Source organism: Shewanella sp. VB17, from assembly GCF_013248905.1.
In the GTDB taxonomy this organism is placed as follows: Bacteria; Pseudomonadota; Gammaproteobacteria; order Enterobacterales; family Shewanellaceae; genus Shewanella.
The window spans coordinates 218504-245433 of record NZ_JABRVS010000001.1 but is presented as its reverse complement, the minus strand read 5'-3'; the positions used below and the strand labels follow the sequence as shown (position 1 = coordinate 245433).

22 protein-coding genes and 7 pseudogenes are annotated in these 26930 nt (G+C 42.4%); 27 read left to right on the top strand and 2 right to left on the bottom strand.

The window, feature by feature from the left end; all coding sequences use genetic code 11:
• Nucleotides 1-14: 14 nt before the first annotated feature.
• The 23 genes and pseudogenes from glmS to HQQ94_RS00970 form a co-directional block, all read left to right on the top strand.
• The gene (gene glmS / locus HQQ94_RS01055) at nucleotides 15-1844 is read left to right on the top strand and encodes a glutamine--fructose-6-phosphate transaminase (isomerizing) (protein ID WP_173292696.1); all 1830 of its coding nucleotides are present in this window, start codon (nucleotides 15-17) and stop codon (nucleotides 1842-1844) included.
• Nucleotides 1845-2154: 310 nt separating this feature from the next.
• Nucleotides 2155-3267 carry a hybrid-cluster NAD(P)-dependent oxidoreductase gene (locus tag HQQ94_RS01050; RefSeq protein WP_309247226.1) on the top strand — a complete coding sequence of 371 codons (1113 nt, stop codon included), beginning with the start codon at nucleotides 2155-2157 and terminating at the stop codon, nucleotides 3265-3267.
• Between the two features lie 223 nt (nucleotides 3268-3490).
• On the top strand, nucleotides 3491-4687 hold the full coding sequence (gene fdhA, locus HQQ94_RS01045) for a formaldehyde dehydrogenase, glutathione-independent (protein WP_173292695.1): 1197 nt from the start codon (nucleotides 3491-3493) through the stop codon (nucleotides 4685-4687).
• A 308-nt stretch (nucleotides 4688-4995) separates the two neighbouring features.
• On the top strand, nucleotides 4996-5514 hold the full coding sequence (locus HQQ94_RS01040) for an Hcp family type VI secretion system effector (protein WP_173292694.1): 519 nt from the start codon (nucleotides 4996-4998) through the stop codon (nucleotides 5512-5514).
• Nucleotides 5515-5611: 97 nt separating this feature from the next.
• The gene (locus HQQ94_RS01035) at nucleotides 5612-7708 is read left to right on the top strand and encodes a type VI secretion system Vgr family protein (RefSeq protein WP_173292693.1); all 2097 of its coding nucleotides are present in this window, start codon (nucleotides 5612-5614) and stop codon (nucleotides 7706-7708) included.
• Nucleotides 7696-8439: a DUF4123 domain-containing protein gene (locus HQQ94_RS01030; RefSeq protein ID WP_173292692.1), complete on the top strand. Its 744-nt coding sequence runs from the start codon at nucleotides 7696-7698 to the stop codon at nucleotides 8437-8439. Before HQQ94_RS01035 ends, HQQ94_RS01030 begins: the two co-directional genes overlap by 13 nt.
• On the top strand, nucleotides 8439-13439 hold the full coding sequence (locus tag HQQ94_RS01025; protein ID WP_173292691.1) for an RHS repeat-associated core domain-containing protein: 5001 nt from the start codon (nucleotides 8439-8441) through the stop codon (nucleotides 13437-13439). Before HQQ94_RS01030 ends, HQQ94_RS01025 begins: the two co-directional genes overlap by 1 nt.
• A 3-nt stretch (nucleotides 13440-13442) precedes the next feature.
• Nucleotides 13443-13757: a hypothetical protein gene (locus HQQ94_RS01020; RefSeq protein ID WP_173292690.1), complete on the top strand. Its 315-nt coding sequence runs from the start codon at nucleotides 13443-13445 to the stop codon at nucleotides 13755-13757.
• A gap of 535 nt (nucleotides 13758-14292) precedes the next feature.
• A pseudogene (locus tag HQQ94_RS22825) lies at nucleotides 14293-14397 on the top strand (RHS repeat-associated core domain-containing protein); the annotation flags it as partial.
• The gene (locus HQQ94_RS22445; RefSeq protein WP_309247225.1) at nucleotides 14371-14862 is read left to right on the top strand and encodes an HNH/ENDO VII family nuclease; all 492 of its coding nucleotides are present in this window, start codon (nucleotides 14371-14373) and stop codon (nucleotides 14860-14862) included. The pseudogene HQQ94_RS22825 and the gene HQQ94_RS22445, both read left to right, overlap by 27 nt.
• Before the next feature lie 9 nt (nucleotides 14863-14871).
• A complete protein-coding gene (locus HQQ94_RS01010) occupies nucleotides 14872-15333 on the top strand; it encodes an SMI1/KNR4 family protein (RefSeq protein ID WP_173292689.1) in 462 nt (153 codons plus the stop codon).
• 311 nt (nucleotides 15334-15644) lie between these two features.
• Nucleotides 15645-16127, top strand: coding sequence for an RHS domain-containing protein (locus HQQ94_RS22955; RefSeq protein ID WP_309247270.1), 483 nt, complete (start codon nucleotides 15645-15647; stop codon nucleotides 16125-16127).
• A gap of 33 nt (nucleotides 16128-16160) precedes the next feature.
• Nucleotides 16161-16265: pseudogene (locus tag HQQ94_RS22285) on the top strand (RHS repeat-associated core domain-containing protein); the annotation flags it as partial.
• A 72-nt stretch (nucleotides 16266-16337) separates the two neighbouring features.
• Nucleotides 16338-16736, top strand: coding sequence for a hypothetical protein (locus tag HQQ94_RS22440; protein ID WP_254304139.1), 399 nt, complete (start codon nucleotides 16338-16340; stop codon nucleotides 16734-16736).
• 7 nt (nucleotides 16737-16743) lie between these two features.
• Entirely contained in the window at nucleotides 16744-17169 is a 426-nt protein-coding gene (locus tag HQQ94_RS01000; RefSeq protein WP_217273969.1) for a hypothetical protein, read from the top strand.
• 467 nt (nucleotides 17170-17636) lie between these two features.
• Nucleotides 17637-17837 (top strand): annotated as a pseudogene (locus tag HQQ94_RS22435) (RHS repeat-associated core domain-containing protein); the annotation flags it as partial.
• Nucleotides 17838-17904: 67 nt separating this feature from the next.
• Nucleotides 17905-18198: a hypothetical protein gene (locus HQQ94_RS00990; RefSeq protein WP_217273968.1), complete on the top strand. Its 294-nt coding sequence runs from the start codon at nucleotides 17905-17907 to the stop codon at nucleotides 18196-18198.
• Entirely contained in the window at nucleotides 18195-18542 is a 348-nt protein-coding gene (locus HQQ94_RS00985) for a hypothetical protein (protein WP_173292687.1), read from the top strand. Before HQQ94_RS00990 ends, HQQ94_RS00985 begins: the two co-directional genes overlap by 4 nt.
• A 76-nt stretch (nucleotides 18543-18618) precedes the next feature.
• Nucleotides 18619-18681 (top strand): annotated as a pseudogene (locus HQQ94_RS23030) (hypothetical protein); the annotation flags it as partial.
• A 171-nt stretch (nucleotides 18682-18852) separates the two neighbouring features.
• Nucleotides 18853-19095: an RHS domain-containing protein gene (locus HQQ94_RS22275; RefSeq protein WP_217273967.1), complete on the top strand. Its 243-nt coding sequence runs from the start codon at nucleotides 18853-18855 to the stop codon at nucleotides 19093-19095.
• A 33-nt stretch (nucleotides 19096-19128) separates the two neighbouring features.
• Nucleotides 19129-19671, top strand: a pseudogene (locus HQQ94_RS22425) (RHS repeat-associated core domain-containing protein); the annotation flags it as partial.
• 24 nt (nucleotides 19672-19695) lie between these two features.
• Entirely contained in the window at nucleotides 19696-20220 is a 525-nt protein-coding gene (locus HQQ94_RS00975) for a DUF4303 domain-containing protein (RefSeq protein WP_173292686.1), read from the top strand.
• A gap of 477 nt (nucleotides 20221-20697) precedes the next feature.
• Nucleotides 20698-21030: pseudogene (locus HQQ94_RS00970) on the top strand (transposase); the annotation flags it as partial.
• Between the two features lie 215 nt (nucleotides 21031-21245).
• On the opposite strand, the gene HQQ94_RS00965 reads toward HQQ94_RS00970, so the two are convergent.
• Both HQQ94_RS00965 and HQQ94_RS00960 read right to left on the bottom strand, forming a co-directional pair.
• Nucleotides 21246-21764 (bottom strand): hypothetical protein, encoded by a 519-nt coding sequence (locus tag HQQ94_RS00965; protein WP_173292685.1) that lies wholly within the window; start codon nucleotides 21762-21764, stop codon nucleotides 21246-21248.
• A 536-nt stretch (nucleotides 21765-22300) separates the two neighbouring features.
• Nucleotides 22301-22615, bottom strand: a pseudogene (locus tag HQQ94_RS00960) (transposase); the annotation flags it as partial.
• Between the two features lie 345 nt (nucleotides 22616-22960).
• Here HQQ94_RS00960 and HQQ94_RS00955 point away from each other — a divergent pair.
• The 4 genes from HQQ94_RS00955 to HQQ94_RS00940 all read left to right on the top strand — a co-directional run bounded on the left by HQQ94_RS00955 (nucleotide 22961) and on the right by HQQ94_RS00940 (nucleotide 26923).
• A complete protein-coding gene (locus HQQ94_RS00955) occupies nucleotides 22961-23755 on the top strand; it encodes a transposase (protein ID WP_254303971.1) in 795 nt (264 codons plus the stop codon).
• A gap of 313 nt (nucleotides 23756-24068) precedes the next feature.
• Nucleotides 24069-25406, top strand: a complete 1338-nt coding sequence (locus tag HQQ94_RS00950) for an HD domain-containing phosphohydrolase (protein WP_173292684.1) — start codon at nucleotides 24069-24071, stop codon at nucleotides 25404-25406.
• Between the two features lie 11 nt (nucleotides 25407-25417).
• The gene (locus HQQ94_RS00945) at nucleotides 25418-25963 is read left to right on the top strand and encodes a heme NO-binding domain-containing protein (protein WP_173292683.1); all 546 of its coding nucleotides are present in this window, start codon (nucleotides 25418-25420) and stop codon (nucleotides 25961-25963) included.
• A gap of 3 nt (nucleotides 25964-25966) precedes the next feature.
• The gene (locus HQQ94_RS00940; protein WP_173292682.1) at nucleotides 25967-26923 is read left to right on the top strand and encodes a sensor histidine kinase; all 957 of its coding nucleotides are present in this window, start codon (nucleotides 25967-25969) and stop codon (nucleotides 26921-26923) included.
• The last annotated feature ends 7 nt before the right edge of the window (nucleotides 26924-26930 follow it).

The window sequence follows — 26930 nt, the reverse complement described above, 5'->3', positions numbered from 1 at the left end:
GTTAGGTAATCAATATGTGTGGAATAGTCGGCGCGGTTGCGCAAAGGGATGTTGCAGAAATTTTGGTAGAGGGATTACGCCGTTTAGAATACCGTGGTTATGATTCAGCGGGTGTGGTTGTGATCCATAACGACGCGTTAAACACCACCCGTCGTGTCGGTAAAGTGCAAGAGTTATCGGCAGCACTCGATGAATCACCACTCGAAGGTGGCACCGGTATTGCTCATACTCGCTGGGCAACCCACGGTGAGCCAAGTGAACGAAACGCACATCCTCATGTATCGAGCGGCGATATCGCCGTGGTTCATAATGGTATTATCGAAAATCACAATAAACTCCGTCAGATGCTTAAAGGATTAGGTTATAGCTTTGTATCAGATACTGATACAGAGGTCATTTGCCACCTAGTTCATCACCAACTGAAGACTTGTGATACCTTACTCGCCGCAGTTCAAGCAAGCGTAAAGCAACTTGAAGGGGCTTATGGCACAGTGGTCATTGATCGCCGGGATAGTGATCGCATGATTGTTGCCCGTAGTGGCAGCCCGCTGGTGATCGGTTTTGGTCTGGGCGAGAACTTTGTCGCCTCAGATCAACTGGCTCTATTACCAGTGACACGTTCTTTTGCTTTTTTAGAGGAGGGAGATGTTGCTGAAGTGACACGTCGCAGCGTGAGTATTTTTGATCTTGACGGTCATGCGGTTGAGCGCGAAGTGAAAGAGTCTGAAGTGACCCATGATGCGGGTGATAAAGGCGAATATCGTCATTACATGCTAAAAGAGATTTATGAGCAGCCGCGAGCGATTGCTCAGACTTTAACAGGCCGTATTGCCAATGGCGTCGTGTTAGATTCAGCCTTTGGTGAAAATGCTGCAGAATTTCTTAAAGACATCAAACATGTACAGATCATCGCATGTGGTACCAGTTACCACGCCGGTATGGCAGCACGTTATTGGCTAGAAGATTGGGCCGGTGTTTCTTGTAACGTAGAAATTGCATCTGAGTTTCGTTACCGAAAATCGCATATGTTCCCTAATAGCTTGCTGGTGACTATCTCTCAGTCAGGTGAAACCGCCGATACTCTAGCGGCGCTGCGTCTTGCTAAAGACATGGGTTACAAGGCCACAATGACTATCTGTAACTCACCAGGGTCATCTTTGGTGCGTGAGTCCGATATGGCGTATATGATGAAAGCGGGCGCTGAAATCGGTGTGGCTTCAACCAAAGCTTTCACGGTTCAGCTTGCAGGATTACTTATGCTAACCGCCGTCGTGGGGCGTCATAATGGTATGTCAGCTGCAATGCAGGCTCAAATAACCCAAAGCTTACAATCTATGCCGGCAAAAGTTGAGCAAGCGTTAGGGTTAGATGACGCCATTGCTGAGTTAGCTGAAGACTTTGCCGATAAGCACCATGCATTATTTTTAGGTCGTGGCGATCAATACCCTATTGCGATGGAAGGCGCATTAAAGCTTAAAGAAATCTCATACATTCACGCCGAAGCTTATGCATCAGGTGAGCTTAAACATGGTCCACTCGCCCTGATTGATGCCGATATGCCAGTGATTGTGGTGGCACCTAACAATGAGCTGTTAGAGAAACTTAAGTCCAATGTTGAGGAAGTACGTGCGCGTGGTGGTTTGATGTATGTGTTTGCCGATGTGGATGCTGAGTTTGAATCCGATGACACCATGAAGGTGATTCAAGTGCCCCATTGTGATGAATTTATGGCAGCGCTTATTTACACCATTCCTTTGCAGTTACTGTCATATCATGTGGCCTTAATTAAAGGCACCGATGTGGATCAGCCACGTAACTTAGCCAAGTCAGTGACGGTGGAATGATCGCTTAGTTGATATCATTTTGATTAATAAAATGGTATCAAAAATATTTTTTAGCATTAATACCAGTTAGTTAATCTGACTGGTATTTTTTATGTCTTACGTACGCCCTTCGTTGCTAAAGCTTAACTACTTTCCTTGCCTAATATCACCTATGGTGAAAAGTCGGTTGTTTAAACAAATAGCAATTACACTGGTTAAATAGGCTCACTAAGTGTCGTAATTGAGTAAGTGGCATTATTGTACACTTGCCAGAATTGGGTTAGTGCTGTAAGCCAGATTTGGACTTGCATGGTGGTTAAGGAGTAGTAAGGTGACTTTGATAGAACATTCAACAGATAGTTTGAATCCGGTGAATACCCAGACTTGGAGTAACGGCCGTCATTTGGTGCACTGTGTCAAAGTCATTCGGGAAACCCATGACGTTAAAACCTTCTGTTTTATGAGTCAATCTCCCATTATGTTCTTTTTCAAACCGGGGCAATTTGTCACCTTAGAATTGAATATTAACGATGAACAGGTGATGCGTAGTTACACCATATCTTCATCTCCGTCGGTGCCCTACAGTTTCTCTATTACCGTAAAACGCGTCAACAACGGTTTGGTTTCGAATTGGCTGCATGACAACCTTAAAGAAGATGATGAATTAGCTGTGCATGGCCCTGTTGGTGGTTTCAATGCTATCGATCATGCTGCAGAAAAAGTGCTGTTACTTTCTGGTGGAGTGGGCATAACGCCTGTGATGTCCATGGCTCGCTGGTGGTTTGATACTAACAGTAAGGTGGACATTAAATTTGTTCATAATGCTCAAAGCCCTAAAGATATTATTTATCGTCAGGAATTAGAATTTATCGATTCGCGCATCGATAATTTTAGCTTGGGCATTATCTGTGATGCACAGGATAATGGTGAATCTTGGTATGGTTACCGAGGATATTTAAACCAACAAATGTTGGAACTACTCTCACCTGATTATATGGACAGAACGGTATTTTGTTGTGGTCCTACCCCTTATATGGCCGCAGTAAAAAAAATGCTTATTCAGTTGAACTTTCCCATGGAAAACTACCATGAGGAAAGCTTCGGTACCACTTCGGATGAAGTGTTAATTAACGCTGAAGAGTCTGCTGAATTGGCATTGGCAGAAGAATTAGACACTGATAAAGAATTTTTCATTGAGTTTGTGAACCAAGGTTTGTCCATTAAATTGACGGCAGATGAGACCATATCAACTGCGGGGGCCAAATTGAGGCTTCATATTCCCAAGGCTTGCGGTATGGGGATTTGTGGTACTTGTAAGGTGAGATTGGTGTCTGGTCAGGTCGAAATGGAGCATACCGGAGGAATAACCGAAGAAGATGAAGCTGAAGGGTATATTTTGAGCTGCTGTAGCAAACCTAAAAGCCATGTAGTGATTGATATATAAACGTATATTAGTTATGTAAATCTGCTGCCTACTCATATTGAAAATAAAAAAGTCGATGATATTTATCATCGACTTTTTTATTGTTATAAATTTAACTTTTTGATGAGTAAGTCTTTTTTAGATAACTAGAGGTCTTATTGGACAATGTTTAATGCGTGTGGCTCAGGTTTACTGGAACAAGGTGATAAATCCTAGTCACAATCATAACGATAAGAGAGGCCTTATGTGTTCAAATCATGGCAATAGAGGAGTGGTATATGTGGGCGAGAACCGAGTGGAGGTTCAACCCATAGCCTATCCAGAATTAATGTTAGGTAAGCGTGCCTGTCAGCATGGTGTTATTTTAAAAGTGGTTACCACCAATATTTGTGGTAGTGATCAGCATATGGTTCGTGGCAGAACGACAGCAGAATCAGGCTTAGTATTAGGACACGAAATTACGGGGCAAGTGATTGAATGTGGAAGTGATGTCGAGTTTTTAGAAGTGGGCGATATTGTATCTGTCCCTTTTAATATTGCTTGTGGTCGTTGTCGTAATTGTAAAGAAGGCAATACTGGTATTTGTTTGAGTGTTAATCCAGCGCGCCCCGGTGCGGCTTATGGGTATGTCGATATGGGCGGGTGGGTCGGTGGGCAGTCTGAATATGTGATGGTGCCCTATGCCGACTTTAACTTACTTAAGTTTCAAGACCGCGAAGGGGCGTTAGAGAAGATCCGTGACTTGACGTTATTGTCAGACATATTACCGACCGGATTTCATGGCGCCGTAACGGCGGGTGTGGGGCCAGGCTCTACTGTTTATATCGCTGGTGCAGGCCCGGTGGGTCTTGCTAGTGCTGCATCGGCGCATTTGTTGGGGGCAGCTTGTGTGATTGTGGGTGATATGAATCCAGAGCGACTGGCTCAGGCGAGAAGTTTTGGTTGTGAAACCATTGATTTGCGTCAAGATGCTAGCGTGCCTGAGATGATCGAACAAATTCTTGGTGTGCCAGAGGTTGACGCCGCTGTGGATTGTGTTGGATTTGAGGCTCGCAGCCACGGGTGTAGTCACCATAAAGAGCAACCAGCAATTGTACTCAATACTATGATGGATGTGTGCCGTGCTGGTGGGGGGATCGGTATTCCCGGTTTATATGTGACAGGCGATCCTGGCGCTGTTGATGACAGTGCTAAACAGGGTCAGCTTGGGATTAGAATTGGTTTAGGTTGGGCTAAATCGCACTATTTCGTGACGGGACAATGTCCGGTGATGAAATACCACAGGCAATTGGCGCAAGCCATCATGTGGGATAAAATCGATATCGCTAAAGCGGTCAATGTTGAAGTGATTTCACTGGATCAAGCCCCAACGGGTTACCAAGCTTTCGATGGCGGTGTGGCGAAAAAGTTCGTTATCGATCCCCATGGTATGGTGGCTTAGCTTGTTTTTTTAATCGACGGTTAAAATCAGCAATTCAGTAACAATGTTTCTCTCTTGTTGGTTTTTTTGCTTGCATTTCAACCTTCTCGTCATTTTTCAACCTGTTTTAGCATTAAAAAGCTGGGCCACTTATTGCCCGCTGGGCCAGATCTTGCTCAACTCTGGGCCATATATGGCCCAGCCTATTTTTCTATTTTTATCATATCCTTTTAAATCAACAGTTTGCATAGTTGGCATTATCCTTGCAGTATATTGGATAGATCACGATAACGTGTATCGTTAATTAATTGTTAATAAAAGGAATTCCTATGCCAACACCATGTTATATCTCAATCAAAGGCGAAACTCAGGGTCACATTACAGCTGGTGCATTCACCGCTGATTCTGTCGGTGATATTTTTGTTGAAGGTCATGCAGATCAAATGATGGTTCAACAGTTTGATCACGTCGTTACTGTGCCAACCGATCCTCAGTCTGGTATGCCTTCAGGTCAACGCGTTCACAAGCCATTTCAATTTACCGTTGCCTTGAACAAAGCCGTGCCTTTAATGTATAACGCACTCGCAACGGGTGAAAAAATCACTGAAGTTGAGCTTAAATGGTACCGTACCTCTATTGAAGGTAAGCAAGAGCATTACTTTACCACTTCACTTGAAGGCGCCACGATTGTGGATATCGAATTCGGCATGCCTCATTGTCAAGATCCTACTCAAGCGGATTTCACTCAGTTGATCACTGTATCAATGGGCTACCGTAAAATTAATTGGGATCACACTGTTTCTGGTACTTCAGGTGCTGATGATTGGCGTGCCCCTGTCGAAGCATAATCGCTTAGATATCAAATGGGCACATTTAGGTGTGCCCATATTTATAGCACCTCATTAATGTGATGAATATTGACTCTATTTAGACAAGGATATTGGTATGGCGCTGTTAGGCTCCGGATTGCGGTTTCATTTTAAGGCGAAAGGGTTAGCGCAAGACAGTTTTGATGTACTGGACTTTACATTTATTGAGTCTTTGTCACAGCCGTTTGAAGTTAAATTGAGCTTATTGAGTCGGTTAGATAACCTGACGCCTGAGTCTGTCGTCGACCAAGCGGGTTTGATGAGTTGGAGTCAAAATGACAGTATTGAGCGCCATGTTCATGGGATTGTCAGTCAGTTCAGTAAAGGCGACACGGGCCACCATCATACGCAATATACCATCACCTTAGTGCCGGCGTTGTCTCGACTGAAGTTAAGGCAAAACAGCCGTATATTTCAGCAACAAAGTGTGTTGACCATCATTTCTACCTTGTTCAGTGAAATGGGCATTAGTGATGTTGCCTTCAGTTGCGATGCTAGGTTTGAATCCGATGTACGAGAGTATTGCGTGCAATATCGTGAAACGGATTTTGACTTTATCAGTCGTTTAGCCGCCGAAGCCGGCTTGTTTTATTATTTTGAGCATATCGAAGACAAGCACACACTGGTATTTTGTGACAGCACAGCTAAGTTGAGCCCATTAGCGAATCCCTTTCCTTATAACGCCCTTAGTGGTGGCGTGGCCGAGGTTGCGTTTGTTAGACGGTTTAGTTATCAGCATCAAATTAAGCCCGCCATTGTTAGCTTGAAAGATCAGAGCTTTAAAAAGCCGCAATACAGTTTTTTGCAAAGCAGTACTGGCCAACACTTAACATTTCAACAAACAGATTACGAACACTTTGATTATCCTGGGCGCTACAAAGACGACGCTACAGGTAAGCCTATCACCCAAGTTCGGCAAGAGTATTTACGCCGTCATGCCCAGCTTGCCAGAGGTCAAAGTAACATTATGCAGGCGATATCGGGCGCTAAGTTTACGTTGGCTGAGCACAGTGATGCCGCGCTTAACCGTGACTGGGTGTTAACCCAAGTGACCCATACGGGTGAGCAAGGCGCTGCCGCTGAAGAGGCGAACACGCAAAAGCCGACTCGTTATAGTAATGATTTTGAGGCCATTCCCGCCAGCAATCCTTGGCAGGCTAGGCCTTGCGTTAAACCGCTGGTAGCGGGATCGCAAATGGCGACTGTGGTCGGCCCTGAGGGTGAAGAGATATTTTGCGATGAATATGGCCGAGTGAAAGTACAATTTCCTTGGGACCGTTATGGCGAAGGTGATGACACGGCCAGCTGTTGGGTGCGTGTTAGCCAAGATTGGGCTGGCGGTCAATATGGCATGATGGCACTGCCGCGTATTGGTCATGCTGTCATCGTCAGTTTTTTAGAAGGCGATCCCGATCAACCCATTATTACCGGCCGTACCTTTCACAGCATCAATCAAGTACCTTACCCATTACCAGCAAATAAGACTCGTACGGTATTGAAAACCCAAACTCATAAGGGCGAAGGTAGCAATGAGCTGAGGTTTGAAGACGAGGCGGATAAGCAAGAAATTTATATTCATGGCCAAAAGGACATGAATACCTTAGTTGAAAATGATCAAGCACAACACATCAAGCACGACCAGCATCTGTTAGTTGACAACGAACGATTGACTCATATCAAAGCCAACCAGCATATGACGGTTGAAGGGGAAAGCCGCACCTTGGTTAAAGGTGATGCCAGTCTTCAGACTGATGCTAGCTTGCAGCAAAAAGTGGCCAAAGCCTCGATATTAGATGCGGGCGTTGAAGTGCATATTAAAGTGGGTCAAAAGGTCGTCATCGAATCTGGCTCAGAAATTACCCTCAAAGCGGGGGGGAGCTTTGTTAAAATTGACCCTGCTGGTGTTCATCTTTCAGGCCCGGCAATTAACCTTAATGCTGGCGGTGGTGCTGGCAGTGGTAGTGGTTATGCCGGACAACTGCCCATCGCGCCCATTGGCGTCGAGGAGGCGGTATTAGCCGTGAGTGAAGATATTGTGCTACAAGCTGCCTTATTGGTGACCCAAGAGGCGACACCAAGCATGCTTACCCCAGCTCAAATCGCCACTTTAAAAAGTCCGGCTCCTTTTTGCGAAGAGTGTGAAAAGTGTAAGGATGGACAATGCGCAATTTAATGTTATCGGCAGAGACAGGTACACATTGGTATGTGATCCTCAATGGCACCAGTGATTTCAGTGCTCTGCAGCATTTTTATCGTTTAGGTGGTAATGATGCTCAACCTCTTTGGCATGGCACAGCCTATGCTGACTGGTTGGAAGTGATGCCGTTTATTGCTGCTATCACCCCCGATAGCGCGTTTATTGATTGGATTAACCATGAGGCGCATGAAGACTGGGGGATGCTGGTGAGCGCTAAGACGCCAATGAGCACGGTTTTTGAGCATTTTCGCAGCTTGACACAAATATATTTGCCGTCAAATAAATCGGTGTTTTTTCGCTTTTATGATCCTCGCTTTGGCTTACCAGTGGCCGACTTGTGTGATGAGGCGCAGCGCAGTGACCTGATGGGGCCAACACTGCAATGGGTTGCTAATGGTGCTGTGGTTAACAATGCCTTGACCGCTCACCATGACTGGGCGCTCGCCAATCCACCTAAGGCGTTTCCTTGGTGGGAGTTACCCACTGAGGTTTATCAACAACTGGCCAATGATGGCAGCGCCTTAGTGATCAATTTACTCAAAGATATCGACCAAGTCAGGCCTGATTTGGTGGCCGCCTACCATGAGCCAATATTGGCATTAAAAGCACAGCGATTTGTCGCGCATTATCAAGGTGCAAAAGGCAGTCATCTTGCTGACTTTATTGTACACATAGAACAAGAACAACAAAGGTTAGGAAGTGATTAATGAGCGATAAGCAGGAGTTTTATAACTATATCGATAAGCAAATGAGTCTCTTTCCTGAGCTATTAACTGAATATCGTACCGAAATTGATAGCTGGTATTTTAATGCTGCCGATGCGGTGAGCGAAGCCGCCGATATTCGCTCTTTGGTTGGTATGGACAAAACCCTCAAAGCGGGTGATCAATCGACCACGGTAGGCAGCAATGATGATGACTATAGTGTTGAGGTTAAATGCCCGTTAAACGGTATATTAGAGATTGAAAGCGCGTTTGAATCTACCCAAGAAGTACCCCTTGGTAATATTCCTGTGTGGTTAGAGACCAGTGGTGAAGCAAAACGTCAAGTGATGCTCGATGCACAAGGTAAGGCGAGTGTGGCCGACCTCACTCCCGGCAAGGAGTATACGGTGACTGTGGATCACCAAGTCACTCAAGCGGACATGGATACCTTATTTAGCCATTATGACGCCATTAATGCCGATCTGCTTGCCTGGCTTGAAGGCAAATGGCAGGGTTTTAAACCTCAGTGGGAAAAATATTTTAGCACCTCAGCGTCAGCGCTCGCCTTAGACATGGTCGCAAGCTTTGCTGATGGCATATGGGATGCCTTAACCGCGCTGTGGGATGGCATTGGTGAGTTGTTTGAACTATTGCAAGATCCTGAAAAAGCCTTAGCCCTGATAGCAGATGTGGGCAATGATGTCGTCAGTGTCATTAAGGCGGCGCCAGACTTGGCTGCCAAAGCCTTGTTATTTGCCTCGGACGAAGCTGGCTTGTATTTATTCTCTCGTGCCGCAGTCTTGTATCTGTCGATGTTGCCATTAAACGAGATATTTAATGAGCTGGCGAGTTTAACCGGTGATGTGTTGGCCAATGTATTATTGGCTATTCTGGGTGGTGTGGTCATTTCACTGGTTGCCACGCCAGTGGTTGGCTTGGCGTATTTCTCTATTAAAATAGGCACAAAACTTAAAAAATATTTAGGCAGGCTCTATATTCTTATCGAAGAGTCACTGGAAGAGGTGTTTGCTTTAGCTGAAAAACTGATGACAGGTTCATCGGACAGCCTCAAGTTGGTGGCGGTCAATGGCAATAAGTTAGGCAAAGCCAAAAATGGCACCTTGCTGCTTAAAACCGAAAATGTGGTGCAAAGTGAGCTGAAGGTCGCCAGTAAAATTCCCGATGAAGGCAAAGTGGCCAAGAATGCCAATGATAAGCCGACCCAAGAGGTCAAAAAAACCCAATGCAGTCTCGATCCTATTTCCATGGCCACTGGCGAAGAGTTATTGTCATTGCAAGATGGCCAGTTACCGGGGTTATTGCCCTTTGAGTGGACGCGTCTGTATCGCACCAGTGCGGTGGAGTCGAATCATGGCTTAGGCTATGGTTGGTCACATAATCTGTCTCATCGCCTCAGTGTCGAGGGTGATGAGATTGTGTGGCACAACAGTGAAAGCGCCCAAATTCGCCTGCCTAAACCGAGCCAAGACTTACCCATTATCACCAATCGCATGGCCGGGGCGGCCGCCTTTTTTGGTGGCGAGCACAGCATTATTATTCAAAGTGAGGCCGGGCTGTATTATCACTTTGCTATGGGAGGGGATAGTCATGCCAGCGCGCAAGGATTGCTCACCCAAATCAGCGATAAATACGATCATCGTTTAGTGATCGGCCGTGATAAGGCCAACCAAGTTGTCAGCATGACTAACGAGTCCGGGCTGCGTTTTGCGCTGGTGTATGGTGATGATGAGCTGGCCCATTTAATTTCTCACGTTGAGCTGTACCATAAAAAAACCGTCCAAGACGATGAGCAATGGGTGTTTATCTGCACGCAGATCAGTTACCAATACAATGAGGCTCAGCAGCTTATCGCCGCGACGAACGTGCTGGGTGACACTGAGCGCTATCGCTATGACGAGCAACATGTTATCCAAGCACGCACCTTGGCGGGCGGGGCTGAATTTAGTTGGCAGTGGCAAGGTGAAGGCAAGTCGGTACGCGCGGTGCGACAATGCAGTAATTTGCCAAATATCGATACCCAATATGAATGGGACGACAGCAGTAACACTGTCACCTTAACCAATCACTTGGGTCACAGCCAAGTGTACCAGCACGATGATAATGCGCGGCTGATAAAAGAAGTCGATGCTGGCGGCGGTGAATACCTTAAAGGTTATGACGACAAGGGGCGCTTGGTCAGTGAAAGCGATCCCTTGGGCAATACCACTCAGTTGGTGTATAACCAGAAGGGTGAAATGACGGCTAAAATCGCCCCCAATGGCGAGCCAACCCAATTTAGTTATAAAAATGGCGAGCTGGTGAAGGTGCGCCAAGGCAAGGCGGTATGGCAATATCAACGTGACGGCCATGGCAATATTACCCGCCAGTGCGATCCCATGGGGCAAGTGACTGATTATACTTATAACGACCATGGTTTGCTTAAATCTATCCGTTATTTTGACAAAAGTGAGCACAGCTTTAGCTGGAACTTAAGTGGCGAGCTGATTGATGAAACTACGCCGCAAGGTGAGGTTATCCGCTACCGTTATGACATTTTGGGCCGCTTGCGCCGTCGTCAAGACAGTTTAGGCATTGCTGAAATGCACTATGACTTAGGCGGACGCTTGACTAAGCAAGTGCTGCCTGGGGGCAAGGTGCGCCATTATGCCTATAATGCCTATGATAAAATCACCGCCTTTACCGATGAGCAAGGGCGCTGCACCCGCTATGAATACCAAGCGCCGTCGCATTTACTCAAGCGTAAAATTAATCCTGATGGCAGCCAAGTTAATTACGGCTACGACAATCCGTTTAACTTTTTAAGTGAGGTGGTCAACGAGCGTGGTGAGCGTTATCAGATAGAGTATTCGCCTACTGGCCATGTGAGCCGCGAGCTAGGGTTTGATGGCCGTGAATGCTTGTATCAGTACGATAAACACACCCAACTTATCGCCAAAACCGAGCGCGCCGCCAATGCTAATCATAATGTACATCACTTAGCCACCAGCGAGTGCAATCATGATCATCATGCTAATGGCGACCTAGCAGCCAGCTTACCCGCCGAGCTACTCACTGAGTACAGTTACGATCCGCTGGGTAATATGACGGGCAAAACCTTAAGCGATGGCCAGCACATCAATTATCGTTATGACGAGCAGGGCCGCTTGATAGAGGCCAATGATGGTCAATGGCCGTTAGTGTATCGCTATGATTTATGTGGCCGCTTGATAGAAGAGCACCAAGGCTGGGCCAGTTTAGGTTATGGCTATGATAACATGGGCCGCATGAGCCACATGGTGCTGCCTGACGGTCAGCGCATCGATTATGGCTTTAATCGCGGTTTACTGAGCGAGATTACGCTCAACGGTGCCCAACTTAGCAAACACGAATACCAAGCGACGGGTTTAGAGGTCAGCCGCCAGCAAGGGGCGCTCAATAGTCGCTATTATCATGACGAGCAGGGCCGACTGGCCGAGCACCGACTCAGCCAGCAAGGCCATGAAAAGCTGCATCGACGTTACCATTATAGCGGCGCAGGCAATTTAACTAAAACGCAAGACAGCCAGCGCGGCGAGACTCAATATCAGTACGACCCCCTCGATAGATTAGTGGAGGTGCGCGGCGGCATCGATGAGCAGTTTGGCCACGATCCGGCGGGTAATTTACTGCAAGATAAGCGGGTCAACGTTAAGGGTAATCAGCTTTTATTTCAAGGTGACAGCCACTTTGACTATGACGGCTTTGGTAATCTTGTTGCCGAGCGGCGTGGCAAAGACAGCCAGCAAATCACACACTACAGCTATGACAGTCAGCATCGGCTCATCGAGGTGCAAAAACCCAACGGCAGCCACAGCCGTTACCGTTATGATGTGTACGGCAGACGCATTAACAAAACCGTCACCGACAAACGCGGCCACAGCACCAGCACCGACTTTATCTGGCAAGGCGATAAGCTATTAACGGAATCTGAGGTCAGCACGCGAGCGAGCAGGAAAGCACAAACCAATGCGGGTCAAGCAGCGTATGAGCCACGCTATCAAACGTACTTGTACGAATACGGCAGTTTTAAACCACTGGCCTTAATCACAGGCGAAGGGATTGAAAGCAGCCAAGCTTATTTCTATCAACTCGACCAACTCGGCACGCCATTAGAACTCACTAACCAACAAGGCGACATCGTCTGGTCGGTCAGTTACCAAGCTTATGGTAACGTCGCGTTGCAAACGGTCAATGAAGTTGATAATCCCTTAAGGTTTCAGGGGCAATACTATGATAATGAAACTGGCCTGCACTATAACAGACACCGCTATTACAGCCCCAACACGGGCCGATTTATCACCCCAGATCCAATAGGACTTGCAGGCGGACTGAATAACTATCAATATGTGAAGAACCCAACGGGCTGGGTGGATCCGTTAGGGCTGATGCAATGTGAGGTTGAGTGCCCGGGTGGTGGGGATTTACGAAATAATGTATTAGAAAATATTTCAAATAGTAAAGTTGCTAGAACATCATCTAATATGGGAGGTGGTTTAAATTCTGATTCATTGCCAATTTCAAATAAAAATGCAGTTCGACTTTTGGAAAATAGATCTTTAGGTAGATTATCTGCACCTGAAGCTCGAGCAGATGCATTAGGAGTTGTTAATTCTTTTGATGGTCAAATATTTGTTAGACATGGGCAAGCAGGGGAAGTATTTGAGTCATTTAGTGACATAGAATCCAACTCGCCAGCATCACTAGTTTTTGTAACTAAAGGATTAAAAGATAGTACCAGTTCATTGGAAAGGCAGATTATTTTAGCGTTACCAGATAGCGATATAGCAAGAAACTCGGCAATTAGGTATCGGCCAGCTGTATTAAAATTAAACCAGATATTATTAGAAGGTAAAGTGGCTGGACAACAAGGTGGTATTTTTGGTCCAACTTATAAAGCCGGAGGTGGTTCACAGATTGTAACTGACGGTGGTCGATTTAGTGGAAAAGTTGAATTTGGGGATTAACTAATGCTTTTAAATGATATACATAAAACAGTTCAAGAATGTCAAGTGGTCGCTAATGAACTAAAGATAGCTGGGATAAATAGGGCATCCGTAAGATTTGATAAGTTCATTAAGTTGTTAGGTACATTAAATACGAGTACAGAAGCTGAAATTAAGAAAAAATTGTCTTCTAAACCCTATAAAACTGAGATTGACTTTATTACTAGTGCAGTTACAGATATAAAAGGGTTAAAAGATATGTGTCCATCTCAGTTAAAATATGAAGATTGGAGAGATAAATTATCAAAGTTGAGAACGTCCCTTGCCAAACTCAAATAGATTAACTAGAACAAATTAACCAAGACATATATGGACGCTCCCGGTTAGTCAAGGTAATACTCATCTAACCAAGGTATTTTTGACCTTAGTTTCTTTGTTAACTATTACCTCTCGTTACGTGTTTATTGACTGACTCTTTTCGCTTTAAGCGATAGTGCTGACCTTCTTGTTACAGTAAGAGGCGGGCTTAACACGTTCTCTTTTTAGAGAAAATGCGCCCCTGATGAATTCCGTACCTACACACCTAAAAGTATTTGAACAGCCAGTCGGGTTATTAACCCTTGTCTCTAACGAAACAAATTAACCAAGACATCCACAATTAAAGGTGGTCATAGCGACTGTGAACTAGGGCCACCTTTATCTCCCTATCTCTCTATAAACAGGCGATATCGTCTGGTCAGTAAGCTATCAAGCCTACGGTAACGTGGCGCTGCACACCGTCAATGAAGTCGATAATCCCCTGCGTTTTCAAGGCCAATACTTTGACCATGAGACGGGATGACCATTCGTTGGGTAAAGAGTCTACAGGCACCGTTATTACAGCCCCAACACGGGCCGATTTATCACCCCAGATCCAATAGGGCTTGCAGGCGGGCTGAATAACTATCAATATGTGAAGAACCCAACGGGGTGGGTGGATCCGCTGGGGTTGGTGCAGTGTCCGGTTGAGTGCCCGGAAGTTGGGAAGGGGGCAGATACTACTAGTGAATTAAAGTATGGGAAATACGATGTTACTGAAGTTTCAGGCAGAAAGGTGTATAAAAATACTTTAGATGTATTGCCTGACGCGCCGACTAGTGTACATCGTAGTGTTCACAAAAGCATTCGACAGAAAATTGAAGATGGTTGGACTAATTTAGATTTAATGAAGAATGGAAATGCACCTATTGGCCCAGATGGCAAGCAAATTAATCTTCATCATATTCTTGGTAAAGAGCCTGGACCAATGGTGGAACTGCAAGCTAGTACTCATAAGAAGTTCCATAAACCGCTACATGGCTTAATTGAAAATGGTAGAAGTTTCAGGAATGATCCATCATCATTGTACCAATATGAGAAGTTTAAATTGAATTACTGGAAGCAAAGAGCTAAAGACTTCCAATAGGAAAATGTTATGATTGAAGTTACTGAGTTAATAACGAAGATAGAACAAAGTGGTCAAGACATTTTTTGGCTAGGTAAAAGTTCTTTTGAGCAAATAGAAAAACTAGAATTCTTGCTTGGTATTAAATTACCTAAATCATATAAGTCATTTTTACTTGAGTTCGGTGGCGGCGGCGTAGTTGGTGCTGAAATTTCAGGAATAGAGGATAATAATGCTGAGTTGGATTATGGTGGCACCACATATGGAGATACTTTAGTTTGTAGGGAGGATTATCTTCTTCCTGATAACTTGGTCGTAATATTTTTTCGAGATGATGAAATTTGTTGGTGTTTAGATATACAGCAAACTGATAGTGACAAAGAAAGTTCAATTGTTAGTTATAACTTATTTAACAAAAAAATCGATAGAGTGATTGCGGACGACTTTGAAAAATTTTTTAGAGAGTATTTAGATTTGAGATCAAAAGGTTAGCATTAATTAAGACTGATAAAATAATCAAAACATAGATGGACGCTTCTTAAGTAACTGAATGGTGAATGCTTGTCGCATTGACGGATAATAATGGAGCGTCCATCCCATCACCCACAATTGTCATTACTAACGTTATACGGAAGAATTCAATATATCTTACAATATGTTTGATGTTGCATAGCAATAGTGCGCAATACGCAACAAAATAATCAGCTGAGGAATTCACAAAAGATTTATCAAATATCACTCTGAAGTAGCAAAACTTGAGGTGTTCAAGAAAAAAAAAATTATCAAGACACCCAAGATAGTGGATTAAGCATCGGCTCATTGAGGTACGCAAACCCGATGGCAGCCACAGCCGTTACCGCTACGATGTGTACGGCCGCCGCATCAATAAAACCGTTACCGACAAACGCGGCCACAGCACCAGCACCGACTTTATCTGGCAAGGCGATAAGCTATTAACGGAATCTGAGGTCTGCACGCGAGCGAGCAGAAAAGCACAAGCCAATGCGGGTCATGCTGCGAGTGAGCCACGCTACCAAACTTACTTGTATGAATACGGCAGTTTTAAACCGCTGGCCTTAATCACAGGCGAAGGGATTGAAAACAGCCAAGCTTATTTCTATCAGCTCGACCAACTCGGCACGCCATTAGAACTCACTAACCAACAAGGCGACATCGTCTGGTCGGTCAGTTACCAAGCTTATGGTAACGTCGCGTTGCAAACGGTCAATGAAGTTGATAATCCGCTGCGTTTTCAAGGCCAATACTTTGACCATGAGACGGGATGACCATTCGTTGGGTAAAGAGTCTACAGGCACCGTTATTACAGCCCCAACACAGGCCGATTTATCACCCCAGATCAGATAGGACTTGCAGGCGGACTGAATAACTATCAATATGTGAAGAACCCAACGGGTTGGGTGGATCCGCTGGGGTTGGTGCAATGTCCGGTTGAGTGTCCGGGGGGTGGTGCTGAAGAAATATCTGAAGCGAATTTTATGTATTTCAATAAGACACATAAAGATTCACTACCAAAACCAAAAGGACGCGGACCTAATGGCGGTCGACTACAGTCTCATCACGGTTTGCAACAGCAGTGGGCGAAAGAAAATTTGGCTGAATATGGTTATGATGAAAAGCTAGCGCCAACAATAACTCTTGAGACAGGAAAAGGACTTCCCCATACATCAATAAGTAATTCTCAGAATTTACGAAGAAATGCACGGGTTGAGTTAGGGGGTGGTAAATGGAGTTCTAGTCTTCAGGAGGAATTACAATATATTGTTGATGACATGAGTGCTGTAGGGTTCCAAAGCAATAGTATAAATGCTGTTTTGAAACAGCAATATAAAATGCTAAACAAATTGAATATACCTTACCTAAAATTAAATAAATAATGATGAAATGATGAATATATTAAATAATTTACATCCAAGTTTAAGAATTGAAGCAAATGAATCAGCAGCATTATCAGAAGATATATCTGCACTGAATAAGTTCAGTTGTATAGAAATTCCAACTGACTATCTAAATGTTATTAATGAAATGACTGAGGTGGAAATACTTATTAGTGATGATCGATATTTCAGGATATGGGGCCCTGCTGGATGTATAGAAATGAATGAGGAATATAAGGTTCAAAATTATATACCGGACTCATTGGCTATAGGTGATGATGAGGGAGGGAGTGCTTTGATTCTAATGACAGGTGAGCAAGGGTTTGGAATTTATAAGGTCGGATTTGGTAACTTAGATGCTGAAGATGCTGAATTTATTTCAGAATCACTTGAAAATTTATTAACAAAAGGCAATGGTATTGATGTGATTTAACTAGTGTTATCAAGATACCTAGAATTAAAGGTGGCTATAGCTGTCACCTTAATCCCAATGCTTATTCCATTGTGCGGCATGGTGGTGTTACTAATAAGTTATCAAGACATATATGGACGCTCCCGGTTAGTCAAGGTAATACTCATTTAACCAAGGTATTGGTTACCTTGGTTTCTCTGCTAACTATCAAAAAATTATCAAGACACCCAAGATAGTGGATTAAGCATCGGCTCATCGAGGTGCAAAAACCCAACGGAAAGATTAACTGAGACATCCACAATTAAAGGTGGTCACAGCCACCACCTTTAACACCCTATCCCGCTATCAATAAGGCACATCGTAGACCAAGATTACGGCAATGTAGCATTGCAAACTGTCAGTGAAGTCGATAACCCCTTAAGGTTTCAAGGGTAATACTGGGATCATGAGACCGGCTATTCGTTGGGTAAAGAGTCAATCGCCACCGTTATTACAGCCCCAACACAGGCCGATTTATCACCCCAGATCCAATAGGGCTTGCAGGCGGACTGAATAACTATCAATATGTGAAGAACCCAACAGGCTGGGTGGATCCACTGGGGCTGATGCAATGTGAGGTTGAGTGCCCGGGTGGGGATTCAGTACCGTTATCGTATTTCTTTGAAATACGATGTAGGTTTATATGGTGAGCACCGGAGATTAGTTCGAGGTAAGAATACAGGGTTAGATTCTCATCATGCAGGGCAAAAGGATATAATGAAAGATCTGGTTGCTGACTATGATCCGAAAATGGCACCAGCTATACTTGTTCCTAAAAAAGGACATACGATAGCGGATCTTGAGCTTCCAATAGGGAAACAAACAGTTTCTAGAAAGAAAATTAATCCAAACACGGATTTACCTTTTACAAATGCTAGGGATTTGATCGCAAGAGATATTCGTGAGTTGAGACGGGTTTATCCTGATATACCAAATTATAAGCTTCAAGAATTAGTTGAACTTAATAAGTTCAACTACCCAGAAGTGAGACTAAAGAGTGTAAATAAATGACAAAATCTGAAATGGTAACAAATGAAATATTTACGGAGTTAATTGACTGTTACATTGAACAGCGTAAAAATGACCTAGATGGCTTAGATGCTGTAAAAACGAAGGAAATGTATGGAGGTTTTATTAGTTTTTATCAATCATGTGGGCCTGAAGAAAAAAAGGGAATAATGTCATTTATAGAAACAATTGTAACTGATACAGCTTCGACTATATTAGGTGGTTTGGATGGCTCCACTGATTTAGGTGCATTGACTGAAGAATTTACAGTTTTGTATGAAGGTGAGGAAATACAAGGAAGTTTGCAAGATGATTTTCTTATGAGAGTAGAAAACCAGCAAGATTAGTCAGATTACTAAAATTAACCAAGACATATATGGACGCTCCCGGTTAAAAAAATTATCAAGACACCTAAGATAGTGGATTAAGCATCGGCTCATCGAGGTACGTAAACCCGATGGCAGTCACAGCCGTTACCGTTACGATGTTTACGGCCGCCGCATCAACAAAACCGTCACCGACAAACGCGGCCACAGCACCGACTTTATCTGGCAAGGCGATAAGCTATTAACAGAGTCTGAGGTCAGCACGCGAGCGAGCAGGAAAGCACAAGCCAATGCGGGTCAAGCAGCGTATGAGCCACGCTATCAAACGTACTTGTACGAATACGGCAGTTTTAAACCGCTGGCCTTAATCACAGGTGAAGGGGTTGAAAACAGCCAAGCTTATTTTTATCAACTCGACCAGCTCGGCACGCCATTAGAACTCACTAACCAACAAGGTGATATTGTCTGGTCGGTGAGCTATCAAGCTTACGGTAACGTCGCGCTGCAAACCGTCAATGAGGTGTACAATCCCCTAAGGTTTCAAGGCCAATACTTTGACCATGAGACGGGATGACCATTCGTTGGGTAAAGAGCCTACAGGCACCGTTATTACAGCCCCAACACAGGCCGATTTATCACCCCAGATCCAATAGGGCTTGCAGGCGGACTGAATAACTATCAATATGTGAAGAATCCAACGGGTTGGGTGGATCCGCTGGGGTTGGTGCAATGTCCGGTTGAGTGTCCGGGTGGGAAGAATGCAGAAGATAAGACTTTTGGCCCTCAACCCGGGGAGGCCGAACCTAACTGGGGAAATGTATTAAGAAAACATGGTGCTGGTGAACCACCTGAAGATATGATCAATCCCCATGCACATCATATTGTTTTTAAAAAAGGTCGTGGTAAACAAATGCAAGAATATCTTGCAAACAGTAAAGCTATACTTGAGAAACATGATATTGATTGGTATAAAGGCCCAGAAAATTTAGGCTGGGCTCCAAATAAGAATCATAGTACCCAAGCGGCTAAGGTTGTTAGTGAGAGATTACAGAAAGCTGATATTGAATTAGGTACACGTAATGCGATTGTTGATACCCTGAAGGAAATGAATAAACATTTTGCAGATGATACGATTAAAACTTTATATTAATATTTGAAAGCTAAGGTTTAAATAATGGACTTTGATACATTAAGAAGTGAAATTGAAGAAGCTAGTCAAAAGTGTTTCTCAGCATTGAAACATAAGTATTCTGAAGATGATTTTTGTGGTTATTCACTTTATTCTGATTCTAGTGCAATGAGTATAAGTCCAGCTCTTAATTCGAAAAAGCACTTCGATTTGATGTGTGCAGATGATCCTGAGGATTCCACGTATTATCGGTGGAGTCCAGGTGAATGGGCGTATGAATCTGAGGGGGCTGAATTTTTCCAAGAAATCTCTAAGCAACTCATAGATGAATCGAAAAAAATAAAAAATCAAGAGCAATTTATAAATTTTAAAGCTAACGTATACGAGGCTTGTGTTCAAAGTTTGGAGAACCTATCTAGTATAGGCTTTTTAAATAATCGTGAGGAAGATAGTGTTATCGTTTTTACTGTCTCTGATTCTGAAGATCCAGAGGAAGAAGTTAAATGGATTGAAAGATTAAATAAAAAAGAATTATCTGATGAATTTACTAACTGGATCCATAGCTTGTAGCGAAACCAAGAGTTATCAGGACTAGGGCTTACACATTGACAAGTTGATGAAATTACGGAACATTCACAAAAACAAAATTATCAAGACGTAAAATTATCAAGACATATATGGACGCTCCCGGTTAGTCAAGGTAATACTCATCTAACCAAGGTATTTTTGACCTTAGTTTCTTTGTTAACTATTACCTCTCGTTACGTGTTTATTGACTGATTCTTTTCGCTTTAAGCGATAGTGCTGACCTTCTTGCTAAGGGAAAGCGGGCTGATAAGTTTTAGATTGCGCCCCTGATGAATTTGGTACCTACACAAAGTTCCCTAGCGTATTTCTGTCCCTTCATGCGTTTCATAATTCAAAAGGCAAGTAGGTGGAGTAAGGCTTTTGCTTTAGAAAAGCTAATGTGGAAGGTTTTTGCACAACCTAGAAGTTATGCCTGTCCTATCTCTTGCTATCTCTTGCTATCTCTTGCTATCTCTTGCTCTGCCTTTTGTGGGCAACGAACGCAAGAATATGCCCAAAGGTCTGATGTTTAATGCCAAGGGTTATCTGCAATTGGTTGATGATACAGGTAGGATTATTCGAGATGATAAACGCGGTGCAATAAGCCAGTCCTCGATGCAATTACTTGAAAGATTAAATATTCCTCCAGAAAATTGGCTGAAAATCACGAGTGATTTTAGTCGACTAATCTTGGAATATAAGGTTAAAGGGCCAGTAGGCACACTTCAAGAACTAGATGCGTATAGCGAACATTTAGACCGTAAACGGCGGCAAGGTGCTGCTAATTGTCGACGATGGTTGGATAGTGCTTAATAAAACCGATTAATCATACTACTCATAATGAATAAAAAGCGCCCGAACCTAGTTCGGTGTGTTTGTTGGTTGTTTATATCTCAATAGTCGATATTTTTGTGATTCGTTACGAATTTGATAGAAAGCTAGGTCACTGAGGATTTTATTGGTGTGTGTATTTAGCAAAATCAGAAAATTATTTGGTTAGTGTTAAAAAGTGAAATAATTATGGGTGGCTATATTGCTCGCACTTCTGATTTTATGATAAGATTTACCGGCATATCTATTGGGTAGGAATTAAGAAAATCGGCAAATTTAAATAAATACTTAATAGCATCGGTATTATCATTTGTTTGAATTTTCTTAAACTCGTTGGCTTCTAATTGTAAGGCGTGATTTAAATCGGCAAATATTTTTTTATATTTTTTATCTATAACAATATCCTCTCCTGTAGCAGAAACGCCTGATATTGTTGTTGCTTTAGACTGTTTATCAAAACTTAAACTGAAGATATCTCCATGCAGAACAAAGGTAATTTCATAAGTATCACCATTTGAATAATCTATGTTGTAACTCACCACATTAAGTAAATTAGTTTCCCTAATATTATCTTGCATCAGACTAAGCTGGCCTTGGATATATTGATTACCCTCTGAAATTTGATGACTCGAATCTTGAGCTGCCCCCAAGGTAAAAGATAGACATAAAATTGATATTAAAAGTAAACATCTATTGATGATTTTTGTGATTCCCATTATTAAATCCTTATAAATAATTTCACATTTTTATTTGGCTTTACAAATGTTTAACATTGCAAGTGCCATACTACCACCTTTTCTATATAGCTCAAGTTTTTAGGTACTAAACAAATTATCAAGACATATATGGACGCTCCCGGTTAGTCAAGGTAATACTCATCTAGCCAAGGTGTTTTTTACCTTGGTTTCTCTGTTAGCTATGGCCTCTCGTTACGTGTGTATTGACGGACTCTTTTCGCTTTAAGCGATAGTGCTGATCTTCTTGTTACAGTAAGAGGCGGGCTTAACACGTTCTCTTTTTAGAGAAAATGCGCCCCTGATGAATTCCGTACCTACACACCTAAAAGTATTTGAACAGCCAGTCGGGTTATTAACCCTTGTCTCTAACGGGTTTATGTAGGATGAACTGAGTCTTTTCTCATCAATTTAACACTTACCTAAAAGGTGACTATCAAGCGCTCACAACAGCCACTCGGGCTCAGTACAGGCCCTTGTCTTGAACGAGCTTTGCTTGATAGTCGATACCGTTAACATTATCGGACGCACAATATTATCTCTGCCGTTTGGCCGATTTGTGCTTGATAACGTGTTTGTTTTTTCAATAATATCCACATCAACCTTGCCAGTTTATGTGCTGTGGCTACTGCGGTCTTATTAAAGCCTATTCGCGCTTTTAATTGGGTTATCCATTGGTTGAGTGCATCATCTTTTTTGTGTGCATGACTGACAACAGTTCTCGCCCCATGGATGAGTTGTTTCCGTAAATAGCTGTCACCACGCTTAGTAATACCATAAATCTGGCTTTTATTTCCTGAGGCATATTGCCTCGGTGTTAGCCCAAGCCAGACAACAAATTATCAACAAATTATCAAGACACCCAAGATAGTGGATTAATTGTACCGCCTCAACTAGGCTTTATAGAGTAGGTTTTTTTGTTGAGGTTATTGCTATGCCGACGCCTAGAAAGTCATTAGTAAGTTTGGCTATTTATATTTAACATCAAGCCCTTTTACCATTGCCTTCTTATTACAGCGTAAGCTGTAGCAACAGAGAGGCGCTGTGTTAGAAGGGCTTTTTTGTGCGGGGTTGACAATTATACGCATTAATCCTATGAGCATAGGCGAGATTGGGTTGAGTCAAGACTCCTTGAACTTGCTGGCGTTTTTGCGATAGATGTGTGCGCTTATGCTGTGATGAGTAATCATTTACATCTTGTGTTACGGGTTGATGTAGCGCTGCTTGATGCTTGGTCTGATGTTGAAGTGGTCATGCAATGGCAAAAAATCTTTAAAGGTGATGATTTAAATAGCGACCTTATTACAGGCAAAATCATTGAAAAATATCAAGAAAAAATCTTACAGAAACGTATTGAAGAATACCGCAGTCGCTTAAGTGATATCAGTTGGTTTATGCGAGCATTGAATGAACCCATTGCTAGGATGGCCAATAAAGAAGACAAGTGTACAGGCCGATTTTGGGAGGGACGATTTAAGTCTCAAGCGTTATTGGATGATGCAGCAGTGCTGGCTTGCATGGCTTATGTCGACCTAAATCCCATTCGCGCGAAAATGGCACAAACACCTGAAAATTCAGATTTTACCAGTATACAGCTCAGAATAAAGTCTGCGCTCAAAGGTGAGCAGCCAAGTGCTTTGTTGCCTTTTGTGGGCAACGAACGCAAGAATATGCCCAAAGGCTTAATGTTTAACGTTCAAGATTATCTGCAATTGGTTGATGATACAGGTAGGATTATTCGAGATGATAAGCGCGGTGCAATAAGCCAGTCTTCGATGCAACTGCTTGAAAGGTTAAATATTCCTCCAGAAAATTGGCTGAAAATCACCAGTGATTTTAGTCGACTAATCTTGGAATATAAGGTTAAAGGGCCAGTAGGCACACTTCAAGAACTGGGTGCCTATTGCGAACATTTAGACCGTAAACGGCGGCAAGGTGCTGCTAATTGTCGACGATGGTTGGATAGTGCTTAATAAAACCGATTAATCATACTACTCATAATGAATAAAAAGCGCCCGAACCTAGTTCGGTGTGTTTGTTGGTTGTTTATATCTCAATAGTCGATATTTTTGTGATTCGTTACGAATTTGATAGAAAGCTAGGTCACTGAGGATTTTATTGGTGTGTGTATTTAGCAAAATCAGAAAATTATTTGGTTAGTGTTAAAAAGTGAAATAATTATGGGTGGCTATATTGCTCTCATTGCTTTGATATTGGGATGGTTTTATTCATTTTACTTTACTATATAACAAAGTAGATATATACCTATGATACTAGAGGGAGTTTATGAAAAATGAAATGACCGATGTACCATCGATGGAAGTGTCTACAGAAACTGTAGACGAAGAGCCTATTTTAACTCTTTTATTACTTGATGATGAGCAAGATATACTCAATGCATTAAAAAGATTACTACGTAAAAGTTACAATGTGGTAGCTTTTACTGATGGTTGTGAAGCGCTAACTTACCTTGAAGAAAACCATGTTGATATAATCATGTCAGACATGCGCATGCCTAACATGGATGGTGCAGATTTTTTAACAAAATCCCAAGATATCTACCCAGGTGCTATTCGTTTGCTATTAACAGGTTATAGCGACGTCGATTCTACCATAAAAGCGATTAACGACGGTGGTATTTACACCTATATTGGTAAACCATGGGATAATCAAGATTTGCAACTGACCTTGTCAAAAGTCAGCGATCACTATCTACTAAAAAAAGAGACGAAACGTCTTAACGAGCAAGTAATTAAAGCCAATAAAGAGTTAGCCGAGCTCAATCAATCTTTAGAAGAAAAAGTTAATGTACGTACTGAAGCATTACAAGCAAGTAAACAAAAATTACATAGCGCTTTAAATATACAAAAAGATTTACTGTGTGACGTACTCGACATGATGTCGGCTACCATTGAATACCGGACAGGATTTAGTCCCGGACATAGCAAGCGTATTGCTATTCAATGTAAGGTATTAGCGAAGTCCCTAAAGTTAGATGAAACGAATTGTCAACGCGTATATCTATGCGCGCTTTTACATGAAATAGGTACCGTTGGGTTAACCGACGAAATATTACAAGCTAATACATTAGGCGCTGATAATATTGATGATGCTCTTATTACACATCCTATTATTGGCGCTAAAATTGTAGGAAAAGTAAAGCGCTTTGCTTTGTTAACTGAAAACATATTGCATCAAAATGAAAACATTGATGGTACGGGTTTTCCAGATCACTTATCAGGTGAAGACATTCCTATTGGTGCTCGCATTATAAGAGTTGTGAAAGATTTCGATTATTTAATTGCTGGTAAAGCTAACGATAAAAAAATGTCTATTGCCAATGCTTATTCTTGGATGAAAGAGCGCTCAGGCGTTTGGTACGATCGTCAAGTTTTACAAAATTTTATTGATCTACTTGGTAAGCGTGTTTCAGATGATAATGAAATGGAGTTCAGTATAGGGTTAGAAGCCCTTAGACCCGGAAACAAATTACTTGAAGATTTAATATTACACAATGGTAATGTAATGCTCACAGCAGGACAAGAAGTTAACGAAACAATGATAAAAAAGTTAAGAGAATACGAAGATACTTACAATACTAAAGTCACATTATTTGTCGCTTAAGGATATGTACTATGCAAGGTTCAATATTTACAGCTTTTTCAGAAATGGTTATTGAAAAAATGGGAATGGAACAATGGAATGAGCTATTAGAAAAAACTGAGCCAGTCTCACAAGGCATGTACACCAGTGGTGAACAATATGAAGATAGTGAGCTGGTTAATATGGTTATTGCACTATCTGAAAAAACAGGTGTTGATGCAGAGAAACTGATCCAAGCTTTTGGCCAATACCTCTTTACTTCTCTTTATAATAACTGTCCAACAGATGTATCTAACATACCTAACCTTCGTGAGTTCTTATTGTCGATACACAGTGTTATTCATGTTGAGGTTAAACGATTACATCCACAAGCTTACTTACCTAATTTTGAATATGAAGATGGTGATGGCACCGATTTAATCATGTACTACTGTTCTAAACGTAAACTTTGCCACGCAAGTGTTGGCTTAATTTTCGGTGCAGCAAAACACTTTAATGAAGAAATTAGCATTGTTCACCCTGAATGTATGCATGCGGGTAAAGACCGATGTAAGCTTGTCGTTAAATTTAAGGGATAAATTTTGGCTGATAAAGACCCTTACAAAACAGCTTACGAGCGTGAACGCTTTGCCCGAAAACAGGCAGAAACACTACTTGATGAAAAATCACGTAGTTTATATGACAGTGTTGTCAAGTTACAAAGTACTGTTGATGCCCTTGAAGAAACGCAAGAGCAATTAGTGCAGTCTGAAAAAATGGCATCTATCGGTTTACTTGCCGCTGGGGTAGCTCACGAAATTAACAACCCTATCGGGTTCTCATTAAGTAACTTAACTACTTTATCAGAATACGTTGAATCATTTATAAAGCTCGATAAACTGGTTGTATCAAATTTACCTGCACTAGAAAGTCACCCATTAGCAAACCAATATCAAGCATTAAGAAAAGAAGAAGATATAAGTTTTATAGTCGATGATTTAAAAGAGCTGCTTGGAGATACAATAAATGGTTTAAATAGAGTTAGTTCGATCGTTATTAATTTGAAAAAAGTAACTCACTCTGGTGAACTTGAGATGGAGCTTCATGATGTAAACCATATTATTAAAGAGTCAATAAAAGTAGTGTGGAGCGAACTTAAGTACAACATGGAAGTTCAAAAACAATTAACAGATGTTCCTATGGTGTTATGCCATATGGGGGAAATTCATCAGGTACTGATGAATTTATTTTTGAATGCATCTCACGCATGTGAAGATAAAGGCATCCTATCTCTGAAAACATCTACTAGAAAAGAAAAGAATCAGCAATGGATTGTGATCGAAGTCAATGATAATGGTAAAGGCATGTCTAGAGAGGTGATAAAAAAGATATTTGACCCCTTTTTTACCACCAAGCCAATCGGTGTTGGTACGGGTTTAGGCCTTTCAGTATCATTTGGGATCATTGAAAAGCACGGAGGGAAAATTAAAGTAACCAGCGTAGAAGGTGAAGGCACAACCTTCATTATTCATTTACCTCTTCCTGAAAGTGATCAGTGATAAATCG